At 61.3% G+C, this 13,853-nt stretch carries 12 protein-coding genes and 1 pseudogene; 6 read left to right on the forward strand and 7 right to left on the reverse strand.

The annotated features are described in order from the left end of the window. Window positions 1–19 precede the first annotated feature (19 nt). Together AYK65_RS09600 and AYK65_RS09605 are read left to right on the forward strand one after the other, a co-directional pair. Complete coding sequence (locus AYK65_RS09600; RefSeq protein WP_081158233.1) at window positions 20–2,065, forward strand: ASKHA domain-containing protein; 2,046 nt, start codon at window positions 20–22, stop codon at window positions 2,063–2,065. A gap of 190 nt (window positions 2,066–2,255) precedes the next feature. Beyond that, window positions 2,256–3,476, forward strand: a complete 1,221-nt coding sequence (locus AYK65_RS09605; RefSeq protein ID WP_139793161.1) for a GNAT family N-acetyltransferase — start codon at window positions 2,256–2,258, stop codon at window positions 3,474–3,476. On the opposite strand, the pseudogene AYK65_RS09610 reads toward AYK65_RS09605, so the two are convergent. The 3 genes and pseudogenes from AYK65_RS09610 to AYK65_RS09620 form a co-directional block, all read right to left on the reverse strand. After that, a pseudogene (locus AYK65_RS09610) lies at window positions 3,464–3,930 on the reverse strand (SRPBCC family protein). The gene AYK65_RS09605 and the pseudogene AYK65_RS09610 sit on opposite strands and share 13 nt — an antisense overlap. 68 nt (window positions 3,931–3,998) lie before the next feature. After that, window positions 3,999–4,313 carry an ArsR/SmtB family transcription factor gene (locus AYK65_RS09615; RefSeq protein ID WP_046120789.1) on the reverse strand — a complete coding sequence of 105 codons (315 nt, stop codon included), beginning with the start codon at window positions 4,311–4,313 and terminating at the stop codon, window positions 3,999–4,001. Window positions 4,314–4,472: 159 nt separating this feature from the next. Continuing rightward, window positions 4,473–5,363 carry a LysR substrate-binding domain-containing protein gene (locus AYK65_RS09620; protein ID WP_026621256.1) on the reverse strand — a complete coding sequence of 297 codons (891 nt, stop codon included), beginning with the start codon at window positions 5,361–5,363 and terminating at the stop codon, window positions 4,473–4,475. 137 nt (window positions 5,364–5,500) lie between these two features. Between AYK65_RS09620 and AYK65_RS09625 the strand changes: the two genes are divergently transcribed. Beyond that, window positions 5,501–5,839, forward strand: coding sequence for a hypothetical protein (locus tag AYK65_RS09625; protein ID WP_026613716.1), 339 nt, complete (start codon window positions 5,501–5,503; stop codon window positions 5,837–5,839). A 127-nt stretch (window positions 5,840–5,966) separates the two neighbouring features. Continuing rightward, entirely contained in the window at window positions 5,967–6,167 is a 201-nt protein-coding gene (locus AYK65_RS09630) for a hypothetical protein (protein WP_026613715.1), read from the forward strand. A gap of 154 nt (window positions 6,168–6,321) precedes the next feature. Here AYK65_RS09630 and AYK65_RS09635 read toward each other — a convergent pair whose 3' ends face one another. Continuing rightward, entirely contained in the window at window positions 6,322–7,185 is an 864-nt protein-coding gene (locus AYK65_RS09635) for an alpha/beta fold hydrolase (protein ID WP_081158235.1), read from the reverse strand. Between the two features lie 191 nt (window positions 7,186–7,376). Here AYK65_RS09635 and AYK65_RS09640 point away from each other — a divergent pair, with 191 nt between their 5' ends. Beyond that, entirely contained in the window at window positions 7,377–7,988 is a 612-nt protein-coding gene (locus tag AYK65_RS09640) for a YdeI/OmpD-associated family protein (protein WP_026613713.1), read from the forward strand. A gap of 405 nt (window positions 7,989–8,393) precedes the next feature. Next, on the forward strand, window positions 8,394–9,398 hold the full coding sequence (locus tag AYK65_RS09645; RefSeq protein ID WP_026613712.1) for a GlxA family transcriptional regulator: 1,005 nt from the start codon (window positions 8,394–8,396) through the stop codon (window positions 9,396–9,398). Window positions 9,399–9,494: 96 nt separating this feature from the next. Here the strand turns inward: AYK65_RS09645 and AYK65_RS09650 are convergent, their stop codons facing one another. The 3 genes from AYK65_RS09650 to AYK65_RS09660 form a co-directional block, all read right to left on the reverse strand. Next, complete coding sequence (locus AYK65_RS09650) at window positions 9,495–10,781, reverse strand: diguanylate cyclase (RefSeq protein WP_046121010.1); 1,287 nt, start codon at window positions 10,779–10,781, stop codon at window positions 9,495–9,497. A gap of 440 nt (window positions 10,782–11,221) precedes the next feature. After that, window positions 11,222–12,055 (reverse strand): response regulator, encoded by an 834-nt coding sequence (locus tag AYK65_RS09655; protein ID WP_026621263.1) that lies wholly within the window; start codon window positions 12,053–12,055, stop codon window positions 11,222–11,224. Between the two features lie 137 nt (window positions 12,056–12,192). Further along, window positions 12,193–13,809, reverse strand: coding sequence for an SMc04171 family calcium-binding repeat protein (locus AYK65_RS09660; protein ID WP_081158236.1), 1,617 nt, complete (start codon window positions 13,807–13,809; stop codon window positions 12,193–12,195). Window positions 13,810–13,853 lie beyond the last annotated feature (44 nt).

Below are 13,853 nucleotides of genomic sequence, written 5' to 3' on the forward strand. Positions count from 1 at the left end.
CATTGGCGAGATCAGGAAGATGTTGAACGTGCCCCCGAAGGACAACAAGACGGACCCGCTGGTGCTCTTCATGCCGTCGGGAAAACGCGGCCGCTTTCCGGTAGGCACGCCGATCCTCGACGCGGCACGTTCTCTCGGGGTCTATGTCGAAAGCGTCTGCGGCGGACGCGCGACCTGCGGGCGCTGCCAGGTTTCCGTGCAGGAAGGCAATTTCGCCAAGCACAAGATCGTCTCCTCGAACGACCATATCTCGCCGATAGGCCCGAAGGAGCAGCGCTATGCAACGGTGCGCGAACTGCCCGATGGCCGCCGCCTTTCATGCTCGGCCCAGATCCTCGGCGATCTCGTCATCGACGTGCCGCAGGACACAGTCATCAATGCGCAAGTGGTCCGCAAGGCCGCGACCGACCGGGTCATCGAGCGCAATGCTGCCGTCCAGCTCTGCTATGTCGAGGTGGACGAGCCGGACATGCACAAGCCGCTCGGCGACCTCGACCGGCTGAAAGCGGTCCTGGAGAAGGATTGGGGCTGGAAGGACCTGCTGATCGCGCCGCACCTCATCCCGCAAGTGCAGGGAATCCTGCGCAAGGGAAATTTTGCGGCTACCGCCGCCATCCACCGTGACATGGATTCCTCGCGTCCTTTCATCGTCAGTCTCTGGCCGGGTCTCAAAAACGAGGCCTATGGCATTGCCTGCGACATCGGCTCGACGACGATCGCCATGCATCTGGTGTCGCTGCTCTCCGGCCGTATCGTCGCCTCCTCTGGCGCATCGAACCCGCAGATCCGCTTCGGCGAGGATCTGATGAGCCGCGTCTCGTACGTGATGATGAATCCGGACGGCCGCGAGGCGATGACCAAGGCGGTGCGCGAGGCGGTGAACGGTCTGGTGGGCAAGGTCTGCGCCGAAAGCGAGGTCGATCGCCACGACATCCTCGACATGGTGTTCGTCGGCAACCCGATCATGCACCACCTCTTCCTCGGCATCGACCCGACGGAGCTCGGCCAGGCCCCCTTCGCGCTCGCCGTCTCCGGCGCCCTGCAATATTGGGCGCACGAGATCGACATCGAGGTCAATCGCGGTGCTCGGCTCTACACGCTGCCCTGCATCGCCGGCCACGTCGGCGCAGACGCGGCCGGCGCGACGCTTTCGGAAGGCCCGCACCGGCAGGACAAGATGATGCTGCTCGTCGACGTCGGCACCAATGCCGAAATCGTGCTCGGCAACAGGCAACGCGTCGTAGCGGCTTCCTCCCCGACCGGCCCGGCCTTCGAAGGCGCCGAGATCTCCTCCGGTCAGCGCGCCGCTCCCGGCGCGATCGAGCGCGTGCGCATCGACCCGGAAACGCTGGAGCCGCGCTTCCGTGTGATCGGCGTCGACAAGTGGTCGGACGAGGAGGATTTCGCCGAAGCAGTGGCGGCGGTCGGCGTCACCGGCATCTGCGGCTCGGCGATCATCGAAGTCGTCGCCGAGATGTACCTCACCGGCATCATTTCGCAGGATGGCGTGGTTGACGGAGGCATGGCCGCGAGAAGCTCCCGGATCGTCCCGAACGGCCGCACCTTCTCCTATCTGCTGCACGACGGCGAACCGCGCATCACGGTAACGCAGAACGACATACGGGCGATCCAGCTCGCCAAGGCGGCGCTTTATGCCGGCATTAAGCTGCTGATGGAGAAACAGGGCGTCGATCATGTCGACACGATCCGCTTTGCCGGCGCCTTCGGCTCCTTCATCGACCCGAAATACGCCATGGTGCTGGGGCTTATCCCGGACTGCGATCTCACCGAGGTGAAGGCGGTAGGCAACGCCGCCGGCACCGGCGCGCTGATGGCGCTCCTCAACCGCGGTCACCGCCGCGAGATCGAGGAAACCGTCAGGAAAATCGAAAAGATAGAGACGGCTCTTGAATCGAAATTTCAGGAGCATTTCGTCAATGCCATGGCGATGCCCAACAAGGTCGATGCCTTCCCGAAGCTTGCGGAAGTGGTCACCCTACCGGAGCGTAAGGTGCTCGCGGATGAGGGTGAAGGCGGCGGACGCAGGCGGCGCCGGAGCCGCTAGCAGAGAAGCTTTGACGCGCCCGCCCGACCTTCACCCCGTCCATCGCCACAAAGTACGGAACTTTCTTGATCTGGAAGGTCCAGCGCGATCGGGAATTTTCCGATGATCAGCGCCGTGTAAACCTAATCTTGATCAAAGGCTGTCACTTCTGCTCGCCGATGCAGACACTTCAAGGCTGGCGGGAAGCGGTGTGCGAACAAATTTCAGAATAACCATCCATGAGAGGCTGGAAGACCTTTCCCCGGAATGGCCCGTTGGTGGTCGGCCACCGGCGCCTAGGGCGCGTTTCCACGCGTTTCAGACGGCAACTTTTCTCAGTGCCTGGCTGAACAGCTTCGGACGTTCCGGCCGTCAGAGCCTGCAGTTTATCGAGGTTCGAGACGAAGCTTCGCTGCCCCTGATCTTTATTCCTTTACGTATTTTACACCGGGGCGGTACACGGCTTCTCCAGTTCGTGGATCAGGATGCGGCCGATTACAACGCGCCCATTCTCTTTGAGTCGCACATGATCTGGTCGCGTGAGGTCGCAGAGGATCTGTGGCGGCAGATTGTCGAAATGCTGCCCCCGTTCGACGTCGTCGAACTCATCAAGATGCCGGCGGAAGTGGAGGGGCTGATCAACCCTCTCGCATATCTCGGCGACCGTCAAAGCGAACTCTCGTGCCATGCGACGGATCTGCGGCGTTCCTGGAACGAGATCGACAGGGAGGTGCCGCGCCGCACCACGCTGCTGCGGAAAATCCGTGGTCTTGAGCGGGTGGCGCCCGTGGGATTCCACCTCGCACAGACTCCGGACGAAGTGAGGAAGATCACGGATGTAATGCTCCGCCAGAAGCAGCGTCGCTTCGAGGAGACGATGGTGCCGGGCTTCGATGTCGACCGCGACAAGCATGACTTCTTTCGCGAAGGGACGCCCCTTTTCCATCGTGAGGAGATGCTGACCCTCTTCTACCTGACGGCCGGCGAGACGATCGTTGCAACCATTTGGGGTCTGGTCGCAGACAAGCGTTATTACGCCATCATGCTGTCCTTCGAAGGCGACGAGTGGACGAAGCATTCCCCCGGTAGCATCCTTTTTTACAAAGCGCTGAAATGGCTGCACGACAAGGGCTACGAATGGATGGATCTCGGCATCGGAAATGAGCCCTGGAAGCTGGAAAGCTGTAGGACGATGATCACGCTTTCGGAACGCAGCGAAGCCGTGACCGGGCGGGGCAGGTTCTATCTGGCCCGTCTGCGGGCGAATGCGCAGCTGCGGGCGACCAAGGCCTACCAGAAGCTGCGACCGCTGAAATGGATCGTGCTACGTTCCTTGCGCGGCCGGCGTCATATGACACCGGCAGACGTGGACACCGGTGCCTCTCTCGTCTGCGAGCGCAGAAGGGGCGGCCCGCCCCCTCAACCCACTTGAGCGGCATAGGACGCCAACAGACCAACCCAGCCTTTCTCGGAATCGAGAACACCGCGGAGTTCCGCGGTTCTTGCGCCGTAATTGGCAAGATCCCGGTGCTCAAGAGTGACGATCGTCTCGCTCTCTCCCTTTGCTTCGAAAAGCACCTCCACCTCCGTCCGGAATGCAGGATCGAAGTCGAAATCGGCATTGAGCTGCCAGGCAAAGACGATGCGGTGCGGCCGGTCGCAATCGATGACGCGCCCCCAATCGCACTCTTCGCCGGCGTTGCCGATCTCATACCAGCGGCCACCAGGGACGGCCTCGACGACCACCGTCTTCTGACCGGACTGCGTCACGCTGTGGTCCTTGATCCACCAGCTCCCCATGCCGTGACAAAGACGTCGAACGCCTTTTCCAGCGATGCACGAACGGTGACGGACTTGCGAACCGCGGCTGCGTCGATCGTATGCATGACATCTCCTCCTGCTGTTTCCTCTCATTTGAAACGCATTGGACCGTGGCGGCCGGAGTGCCTCAGCGCTATTTCCGGTTGTTCCTTCCTTCGACCGCAGTCTTGAACGCCGCGAGTTGATCGCCCCAGAAGCGCTCGAGCCATTGCCGAAGCGGTCCAAGACCCTCGGGATCGACCGAATAGATCCGCCGTGCGCCCGACGGCTCGTCGCGGACGAGCCGCGCCTCCTTGAGCACCTTCAAATGCTGAGAGATCGCCGGCTGTGACACCGGTATCGCTCGGGCGAGTTCGGCAACCGAATGCCGCCGCTCCGCGACTCTTTCGAAAATTGCGCGCCGTGTCGGATCGGCCAGCGCAGCAAACATCTTATCTTCATAAGTCATGGCTTATTATAAGCCAATGCTTATAATTGTCAATCAGCACAGTGCGCGGCCAACACATGAGACGCCGCGCATTCCTGGAATGCGCGGCGTCTCATGTGACGGCTATCAAACCGTCAAAAGTGGGTCGGCCGAGCGACGGCGTCGGGGAATAGCCCCGTCCTATTGCGTCTGCAGCTCGGCGAAGGCCTCGCGGACGTGGTCGGCAACCGCAAGAACCGGCGCAGGCGCGTCCTCGATGACCTTGAGGCCGATATCGTAATGGCCGAGATCCGGAAGGCCATCGCGCTCACCGAGCTGAACCATCTCCCCTTGGACGAGATAGCGCGGCAGCGGCGCGATCGCGAGCCCAGCGAGAACCGCCGCGCGTTGCCCGGTCGTATAAGCACTTAGGAAGGCGACGCGGAATTTGCGACCGGCCCGCGACAGCTTCTCCACCGCATCGGCGCGCCACACGCAGCCATCTTCCCACATGGAAACCGGCAGCGGATCGCGCAGGTGCGCGTTGCCGCATTTCGCGCCCGCCCAGACGAGCTTTTCCTGCATCAGGATTTCGCCGTCCTTCGCCGATTCGTCCGAAAGGCTGTTGTAGATGGCGATGTCCAAGCGGTGCTCGTCGACCCTCTTGCGCATCGCATTGCTCATGCCGATCGAAACGTCGACCGTCACGTTCGGATAGGTTTCGGCAAAGCGTTTCAGGACATCCGGAAGAATGCGCTCGCCGACGTCCTCCGGCGCACCGACTCGCACCACGCCGTTCATGTCGGGCATCAGGAAGCGCGAGACCGTCTCATTGTTGAGCGACAGCAGCCTCCGGGCGAAGCCGAGCAGCAACTCGCCCTTCGGCGTCAAAGACACCGAGCGTGCATCGCGCAGGAAAAGCGTGCAGCCAAGCATCTCCTCGAGCTTCTTGATCTGCATCGAGACGGCCGAGGGCGTGCGATAGACAGTCTCGGCGGCCGTGGTGAAGTTGCCGGTCTCGGCGATGGCGACAAAGGTCTTCAGCACGTCCATCTCGAGCAGCGGAAGCGCGTGGCGCAGCATCATGTTCATGGCGGCATCCTCATTCAGAAAATCTGAAAGATAGCTTTATTTCATTTCGTTTGATTGAACATCACGTGTGAGCGATAGTCAAGCTGCAAGGAGGGAGTTGTGCAAACCTCCTCCGAACCCTGACGAAGGAGAAGGCTATGTCCGCTATCACATTGGCCATCGACAACGGCGCCACCGTGGGACGTTGGATCGCAGGCGCTGCGACGACCGAGCAGACGATGCGGCCGGCGGACGGCACGGCCGATCGCACTGGAACCGCCCCGCAACGCCCGCGCGATGGAGATGACATCGTCCTAGTAGTTCTGTCACGCGCGCGGCTGTTCATCGAACGGATGGCCGACAGGAGGCGCGCCGGCAATATCGTCAGGAATCGGGTGGAAACCCGCCGCCAATTGGCGAAACTGCCGGCCAGGGTTCGCAACGACCTGTTACCCGCGGAACAGCAGCCGACCTCGACACCTGATAGAACCTGCTAAACGCGGGCGGCAACCGATCACCATGTTTGATGAAAGACATCAAACATATTCGTTTGAATGATCAATCAGGTTGCGCCATACAGATGCATGGTCGCGACCTTTTGAGAAACTCAGAAGGAAACCGGAAATGTCTGCGAACGAGTATTCGTCATCCTCATCGAACCAGGGCCATTCGGCACTGCCTGGCCTGTTCAATCTCCGGGCCCGCGCCTGGGCCGCATGGAAGCGGCACCGCAATGAACGTGTTCTGGAGAACCTCTCCTACGACACGTTGAAGGATATCGGCTTCCCCTCCGTCGACGATGCGGTGCATAAGACGGAACAATGAATAAAGGCTCCAAATGCCACCCTCCCGGCATTGACCGCAAAGTGAGCCTCTGAAGGGCATTCCCGAAAAGGAATGCCCTTCTTGTTTTGGAGGAAAAAATTCGCCTGAATTGGACGTCCGGCCTTGAATCTATGTTCGGCCGCTCCATGCGTTCCTACTCAAACATTCGCTTCGGTGTCTTGCCCTTGAGGAACGGCTCGATGAAGGCGTGTAATAGCTCTGTCTGGCCGATGACCGCGGTATGCGACGTTGCCGGCATCACTGCAAGACGGGAAGCTGGGAGCGGCTTGCCCATATCGCCCATGACACCGCCGCCAAGCAGCCGGAACAGTGCGACTGAATGCTCGAGCGTGGCGACGTCCGCGTCGCCGGTGATGATCAGAACCGGGGTCTTCAGTGTCTTGACGTCTGGCCCCCAGGCCATCGGTTCGTGTTCGAGAGCGATCAGCTTCTTGACCAGGGCCGGAAAGCCGTCGGGATTGGCAGCGAGTTTGCGGTGTTCCTCCGCGAACGGCATGTTGACGAACATCTCTACCGTCATTTGCGGAATGAAGGCCTTGAACGCCGGCTGCCAGCCCTCGGCGTCATAAGCGACGGAGGCGGCGGCGAGCTTGTTGACCTTTTCCGGGTGACGGATCGCAAGCTGCAGGCCGGCAGCGGCGCCCATGGAATAGCCGAAGACGTCGGCCTTTTCGACGCCGACGGCATCCATGAAAGCTGCGACGTCGTCAGCAAGATTCGGATAGGTGATCGGCCGGTCTATGTCGGTGGTGCGGCCATGGCCCTGAAACTCAAGTGCGTAGACCTTGTGGGTCTCGGCTAGTTTCGGGATGATTGCGCCCATCGAGGGAATGTTCATATAGGCGCCGTGCAATACGATCAGCGGATCGCCCTCGCCCGATACCTCGTAATACATCTCCATACCGTTGACCTTGACCCGGTCACCCGCAGGTTGGGATTGGGCCAGCACGGGGCCAGCTATGAGCAGGGCCCCGGCAATCAGTGCAGTGCGAAACATCGATGTCTCTCCTCGTCTCTACGCGGCTCATGCCGGCGTCGATGATAAGACGAACGAGGTCTCCGCGCCCCGACATTGTCGGAGCCGACGTTTTCGGCAAAGCCCACCCGCTTGCTTTCAAGCGCGTCGCGCTCGATAGTCGCGACGACCTGCCGCGGGTTTTGGAAGCGGCCCAGACAAGCGACGATCGGATGAGTGAAAAAGACCAATTGCCCATCATTCACTTTGGCGACGCCAAGGCGTTTGAGGACTGGCTCGCCCGACAGGAACCCGATTGCCCGGGTCTATGGGTGAAGTTCGCCAAAAAGGCGTCCGGCATCGCAAGCATCACCCCGAAGGAAGCGCTCGACGTTGCGCTTTGCTACGGCTGGATCGACGGCCAGCGGGTCGGACTCGACGACGACTATTATCTCAACAAATACACGCCGCGCCGGGCGCGCAGCAGGTGGTCCGAGATCAATCGCACGCGTGCGCTGGAGTTGATCGCGGAAGGACGGATGACGCCCCGGGGCATGGCCGAGGTGGAGAGAGCGAGGGCCGACGGCCGCTGGGAAGCGGCGGCGGCACCGCCGAGCAAGGCGACCGTGCCGGAGGATCTGCAGGATGCGCTCAAGCGCAACGGGGCGGCGAAGGCACTGTTCGACGAACTCGACAGCCGGAACCGCTATGCGGTTCTCTTTCGTATCCAGGATGCGAAAAAAGCCGAAACCCGGAAGGCACGCATCGAGAAATATGTCGACATGCTCGCGAGAGGGGAAACGCCCTATCCACGCGGGAAAGGCCGCGCGCAGCGGAAGAGCTGAAAGAGGCCCGCACTGCACGCCGCGATGGTTCGATCTCGACGGCCAACGCGGGGCCGCACCGAAGATCCCGCTCCTCTACTCGGAGTATCCGCCAGACCTTGTCAAATACCGACATGGCTCGCACGGCCAAATGAAGAGTCGCAATCGGAAACGTGACGACCAAGTGCGTGCGGGTGCCCTCTTTTCCCCAATTTACGGGATTTTTGCCCGATTGCGCCATCGCCGCTGGTGGCGGTGTCGCTTTTCATACGATCGCGGCGCCGTTGTCCGAGATCTCTTACTGCGGCCATGTCGCAATGCGAAAATTTCTTCTCCGTCGCGGCTTTCCATGCCAATGTCGCAAATCGACAAGCCGGGCGGCATATTCCAAGCGACGAATATGCGAGCCGTAGCCTGGGAGGTCCAATGAACAAGCCCCTGACGAAAAAGCGTTCGCTCGTTTTCTTTCTAGTGCCGAACTTTTCGATGCTGCCCTTTTCGGCGGCAATCGAAACGCTCCGCATCGCCAACCGGATGCTTGGCTATGAGGCCTATACATGGCGCCTCGCCTCGACCGACGGCCAGAAGGTCTTCTCCTCGGCCGGCATTGCTCTCGAGGTCAACACTTCCCTGGCAGACGAACGCAAGTTCCTGAGCGGCGAAAACCGCCCCTCGATGGTTCTGGTCTGTTCCGGCGTCTATGTCGAGGAGTTCCAGAACAAGTCGGTGAACGCCTGGCTGCGCGAGGTCTACAACCGCGGCATCGCCGTCGGCAGCCTCTGTACCGGCGCACATGTACTGGCTTCGGCGGGCCTGCTCACGGGCAAGCGCTGCGCCATCCACTGGGAAAACCTGCCGGGTTTCTCCGAAAGCTTCCCGCAGGCTGAGGTCTATGCCGACCTCTACGAGATCGACAGCAACATTTACACCTGCGCCGGCGGCACAGCGTCGCTCGACATGATGCTGAACCTGATCGACCAGGATTTTGGTGAAAACCTCGTCAACCGCGTCTGCGAACAGGCGTTGACGGATCGCGTGCGCGGCCCGCACGACCGGCAGCGGCTGCCTCTGAGAGCCCGCCTCGGTGTCCAGAACGCCAAGGTGCTGTCGATCATCGAACTGATGGAGAGCAACCTCTCCGAACCCTTGTCGCTCTTGGAAATCGCCGAAAGCGCCGATCTTTCGCGCCGCCAGATCGAGCGGCTCTTCCGCCAGGAAATGGGGCGCTCTCCCGCGCGCTACTATCTCGAGATCCGCCTCGACCGCGCCCGGCACCTCCTCATCCAATCCTCCATGCCGGTCGTGGAAGTGGCCGTGGCCTGCGGCTTCGTCTCCGCTTCGCATTTCTCCAAATGCTATCGCGAACTCTACAACCGCTCGCCGCAGCAGGAACGCGCCGAACGCAAGCTGACACTGCAGATGGCGCGTTGACGGACAGACGGGGAGGCAATCGAAAAGTCGCCTCCCCTTTTCGTGCACATAGAGGGGCGACTGGTCGTCCGAGCAAGCGGACGCTCGCTGCCGCTCTCATGACACCAGAGCATCAAGCAGTGTCAGTTCCGACATCACGCGATTGCGGCCGGCATGTTTCGCCATGTAGAGGAACTGGTCGGCGGCGTGCAGGTAGTTTTCGAAGGATTCGGACGCTTCGATTGTCGCAAGCCCGATCGAGACGGTGATCGTCAGTTCCTCTTCGTCCGCGACGATCTTCGATCTCGCAAGCTCGAGGCGCACACGCTCGCAGAAGGCAAAAGCCTCGCGGACATCGAGACCATTGAAGAGGATGCCGAATTCCTCGCCGCCGAGACGCGCCATCAGGTGCTCCGCGCCGACCAGCGCCTTCAGTCGTCGCGCCACATGCTTAAGCACGAGATCGCCGATCTCATGGCCGTAGGTATCGTTCAGCCGCTTGAAGTGGTCGATGTCCAGCACGGCGATCGACGTGCCCTCGCCCCGCCTCAGGCACTGATCGACCAGGCGTGGCCCTGTGAGGAAGAAGTGCCGGCGGTTGTAGATGCCCGTCAGATAGTCGCTTGCCGCCGCGCGGCGTAGCGCCTGCATCCGCTTCTGCATTGCCGCGGCATAGCGCACGCGGCCATGGAACTCCGCTTCCAGCACCGGCTTTCGGATGAAATCAGCGCCGCCAGCCTCGATGAAGCGCGCCGCCAGTCGCGCGTCGCCCTCTTCCGAAAGGCCGATGACCGGCGCGGCCTCCTCGCCCTGCCGCCTGCGGATTTCCTCCAGCAGGCTCTTTCCCGTCATGTCGGCGAGATTCGTGTCGGTGACGATGGCGTCGATCGCCTCGCCCGCGTCGATGAACTGCAGGGCCTCGGCGCCGCGCGACGCTTCGACGATCGAGAGCCGCTGCCGGCGCAGGATGCCCGCGAGATCGTGGCGCGAGGCCTGGCCGGAATCGACAAGCAGCACCGTGGTCCTGCCGCTGGCAAGCGCTCGACCGACCGAAGCGATCAGGCCGTTGAGCGAGTGCGGCTCGTTCTTGACGATGCAATCCACGACACCGCGGCTCAGGATCTCGTCACGCGTGCCGTCGTTGAAGGCGGCCGTGAAGACGATGGCCGGAACCCCTTCCTTGAGGAGGAAGTCCAGCGCTTCGCAGTTCGGCGCGTCTGGAAGGTTGAGATCAAGGACGGCCAGCGAAAACTCCTCGGCCATGTCGGAAAATTCCGCCTTCACCGCTTTGAGCGACGCGCAATGGGTGACGCTGACGCCATGCGTCAGCTCTAAGCCATGCTTCAGCGCGGTCGCGAACATACGCGAATCCTCGATGAGCAGCAGACGCTTGTCGCGGTGCATCTGCACGGAACTCACCCGTCCCGGCACTCGGCGCAATCTCACTGCAACCCCCATCCCCACCTGCATGATTCCTTAAATCGGCATCGATTTAAGGACAAAATGATGCAGCAACTCAGACGCGCATGGCGCCGCACCCAATCGAACCCCGCGTGCCCCGCCGCGCCCCTGCCGTGCTGGACGTCATAGAGCGGCCGCGCCTCCAAGAACGCTGCAACTCGCCAGTCCTCGATCCCTCGGACCGATACAGTCTCGGGGATCATGGACGCAAGTGACGCTGACTGGATATGCAATTGCGCCGGCTCGAGCCCTGTTCCATTCGGCACGGCGGGCATCGCCGGGTATTCCCCATTTCTTTTAAGGGAATTGAAAGCTCTATCGGTTGCAATTCCGTTAACGGATCAACCGCGGTCGCCGAAGGCTGCCGAGATTGGCTGCGCCCGTCACGCGGGTATTTTCGTCTTTGCGCTTAGCGTCCTGATCTTGGTGAGTGTGTCGAGGTTCTGATTGACCCGGCAATAGAACTCCTCGTTGACGAAGGGCCGGACCACGAAATCGTTGCCGCCGGCCTTGAGGAAACGCGCCGAGAGCAGCCGGTTCGTCGACGAGGAGACACCGATGATGCGCAACTGGTGGGGTCCGTGGGCTGCGCGGATGCGGCGCGTGAGTTCGAAGCCGTCGATGTCCGGCATGTTGTAGTCGGTGATGACGAGCGCGATGTCCGGATTGTTCTTCAGGATCTCGAGGGCGGCAGCACCGCTCTCGGCGGAGCTCGTGCGGAAATTATAGCGCCTGAGTTGCGTCGTGAGCACCGCCCGCGCCGTCGGGCTGTCGTCGACGATTAGCACGTGATGCTTCTGGTTGGTCAAGAACCGGCAGACCGATTCCGCCAGCATGTCCACCGCGAAGACGCTGTCCTTGATGACGTAGTCGACGATGTCCTTGGCGAGAATGGCCTCGCGCGTGCTCTCCTGGAACGAGCCGGTGAAGACGATCGTCGGCACGCTCATCTCGATCAGATAGCCGAGCGCCTCGCCGTTCTCCGCGCCCGGCAGATTGATATTGGAGATGGCAAGCGCGGGTGGAAAGGAAGCATTTTCGACTGCGAACTGCAGATCCTCGTAGTCGCGGCAGACAATCACGTCGACATCGAACAATTCCTTCAGCCGCTTCGAAACCATCGAGGAAAACAGATTGGAGTCCTCGGCAAGCACGATGCGGTGCTCGCCGAGGGATTCGCCGGAATAGTACATTCCGGAAACGCCGAAGAATGACATTGATCGCCTATGAGAAAGAGTGTCCCCGCTGACATCCTAGAGGCAAAAGGTTTTATTGGGTGTTAATGGGAGCGACCACTGAAAAAGCCCGACCAGCGGCCCAATCGGGCCGCCGATCATGGGCCACGGTAGGGACCTTAGGCAAAGACGATATCGTCCGCCGAGAGATCGGACAGTGAGACCTTGTCCAGAAGGAGACCGAACGTGTCTGACCCGTTGAAGGCGATGTAGAGTCCGTCCTCCGTCTCGGTCGCCGCTGCAATGAGGTCGGCGAAGCTGCCGATGCGCGTGGTATTCGGTGCATGACCGATGAAGCGCAGCACGTCGCCGCCTTCAGTATCGAAATCGGTGATGCGGTCGACACCCGAGAACGAAAACGTGTCGGACGACCAAAGGAAGGTATCGCCACCGGCACCGCCCGTCATGACATCATTGCCGGCTCCGCCCCAAAGTTCGTCATTGCCGGCGCCGCCGTCGAGACGGTCGTTGCCACCATTGCCGGTCAGTTTATCGTCGCCGGCGAGCGTGCGGATAATATCGTCGCCTGCGCCGCCCTCCACCTGAAACGTCTCAATATTGGTGAATATCAGCCTCGTGCCGAACACGCCGGTCGCCGCATCGAAGTTGGTCGTTCCGACAAGTGGCTCGGTGACGTAGAGAGTGTCGTTGCCGTCCCCGCCATCGATGAAGCCGGAAGGAGCGCGGACCTGGATCAGGTCGTCGCCGGCACCGCCATCAATGATCGTGTCGCCGTCATCGAAGGCCGTTCCCGCGTCGTGGATCTCGTCGTTGCCATCGCCGCCGGCGAGCACATCATTGCCACCGACGCTGATCAAGATGTCGTCGCCAGCGCCGCCATAGAGGGCGTCGTCACCGCTTCCGGAAGCGATGTAATCCCTGCCGTTGCTGCCTTCGACGTAGTTGTCGCCCTCGCCCATATGGGCGCTGAGCGAGAAGAGATTTCCGCCGATTAGCGTATCGCTGCCGCTGCCGAGATCTACGCTGGCTACCTCGATGCCGCTGATCAGCGTGCCTGTCGAGGCAAATCCGCGCACGAAGTCTATGGTCACGTCCTCAGTCCTCTCGTCGTCGAAGAGGGAGAGCGTATCCCAGCCGTTCCCGCCGTCGATCACCGCGGAGGCGAGAGTGGTAGTGATCTTGTCACTGTGGTCGCCGGCGAAGATGCGATTCGCGCCGCTCATGTCGACGATGATGTCACCGCCGCTACCCGTCTCGATCGTGTCGTCGCCGAGCATGCTGGTGCCATCGTCGACGTCGGTGCCATGCGGCCCGATGATATCGTTGCCTGCGCCCGTCGAGATGATGTCGTCGGTGGCTGCCCCGAAGATCCGGTCGTTGCCGCTACCGGTGGTCAGCACCAGTCTCTCGATGCGGTTGAAGAAGATGTGTTCCCAGTTCGATGTATTGTAGCCGATGATACCGTGCCCGTGCTCCCCGCTGAACCGGACGGAGGTGCTGACGTCGGAGAGGTCGATCACCAGCGTATCGAAGCCGCCACCGCCGGTAACCGCGCCGCCGGTACCGGTAAGCGTGATCTGGTCGTCCCCCTCGCCGCCATCGAGCCGGTCGTAGCCGCTGCTACTCGCCAGGCGATCGTCCCCGGCGCCGCCGTAGACCAGATCATCGCCGTCACCCGCATCGATCTCATCCGCGCCAATGAGGCCGAAGATGCGATCCTTTTCCTCGGTTCCAAGTATCACGTCGTCACCGATCGTGCCAACAATCGTGCTCATGCCCCGTCTCCAAACAAATGAATATGGCTCTTAGCATGGCTTAA

The organism is Ensifer aridi (assembly GCF_002078505.1).
GTDB classification, from domain to species: domain Bacteria; phylum Pseudomonadota; class Alphaproteobacteria; order Rhizobiales; family Rhizobiaceae; genus Sinorhizobium; species Sinorhizobium aridi.

What these genes read in the sequence shown, in the direction of transcription:
- AYK65_RS09645 (WP_026613712.1), top strand. Translation starts at nt 8,394, where the DNA reads ATGAACAAGCCCCTGACGAAAAAGCGTTCGCTCGTTTTCTTTCTAGTG.
- AYK65_RS09600 (WP_081158233.1), top strand. Translation starts at nt 20, where the DNA reads ATGTTGAACGTGCCCCCGAAGGACAACAAGACGGACCCGCTGGTGCTC.
- AYK65_RS09620 (WP_026621256.1), bottom strand. Translation starts at nt 5,363, where the DNA reads ATGAACATGATGCTGCGCCACGCGCTTCCGCTGCTCGAGATGGACGTG.
- AYK65_RS09630 (WP_026613715.1), top strand. Translation starts at nt 5,967, where the DNA reads ATGTCTGCGAACGAGTATTCGTCATCCTCATCGAACCAGGGCCATTCG.
- AYK65_RS09655 (WP_026621263.1), bottom strand. Translation starts at nt 12,055, where the DNA reads ATGTCATTCTTCGGCGTTTCCGGAATGTACTATTCCGGCGAATCCCTC.
- AYK65_RS09660 (WP_081158236.1), bottom strand. Translation starts at nt 13,809, where the DNA reads ATGAGCACGATTGTTGGCACGATCGGTGACGACGTGATACTTGGAACC.
- AYK65_RS09640 (WP_026613713.1), top strand. Translation starts at nt 7,377, where the DNA reads ATGAGTGAAAAAGACCAATTGCCCATCATTCACTTTGGCGACGCCAAG.
- AYK65_RS09635 (WP_081158235.1), bottom strand. Translation starts at nt 7,185, where the DNA reads ATGTTTCGCACTGCACTGATTGCCGGGGCCCTGCTCATAGCTGGCCCC.
- AYK65_RS09615 (WP_046120789.1), bottom strand. Translation starts at nt 4,313, where the DNA reads ATGACTTATGAAGATAAGATGTTTGCTGCGCTGGCCGATCCGACACGG.
- AYK65_RS09650 (WP_046121010.1), bottom strand. Translation starts at nt 10,781, where the DNA reads ATGCACCGCGACAAGCGTCTGCTGCTCATCGAGGATTCGCGTATGTTC.
- AYK65_RS09625 (WP_026613716.1), top strand. Translation starts at nt 5,501, where the DNA reads ATGTCCGCTATCACATTGGCCATCGACAACGGCGCCACCGTGGGACGT.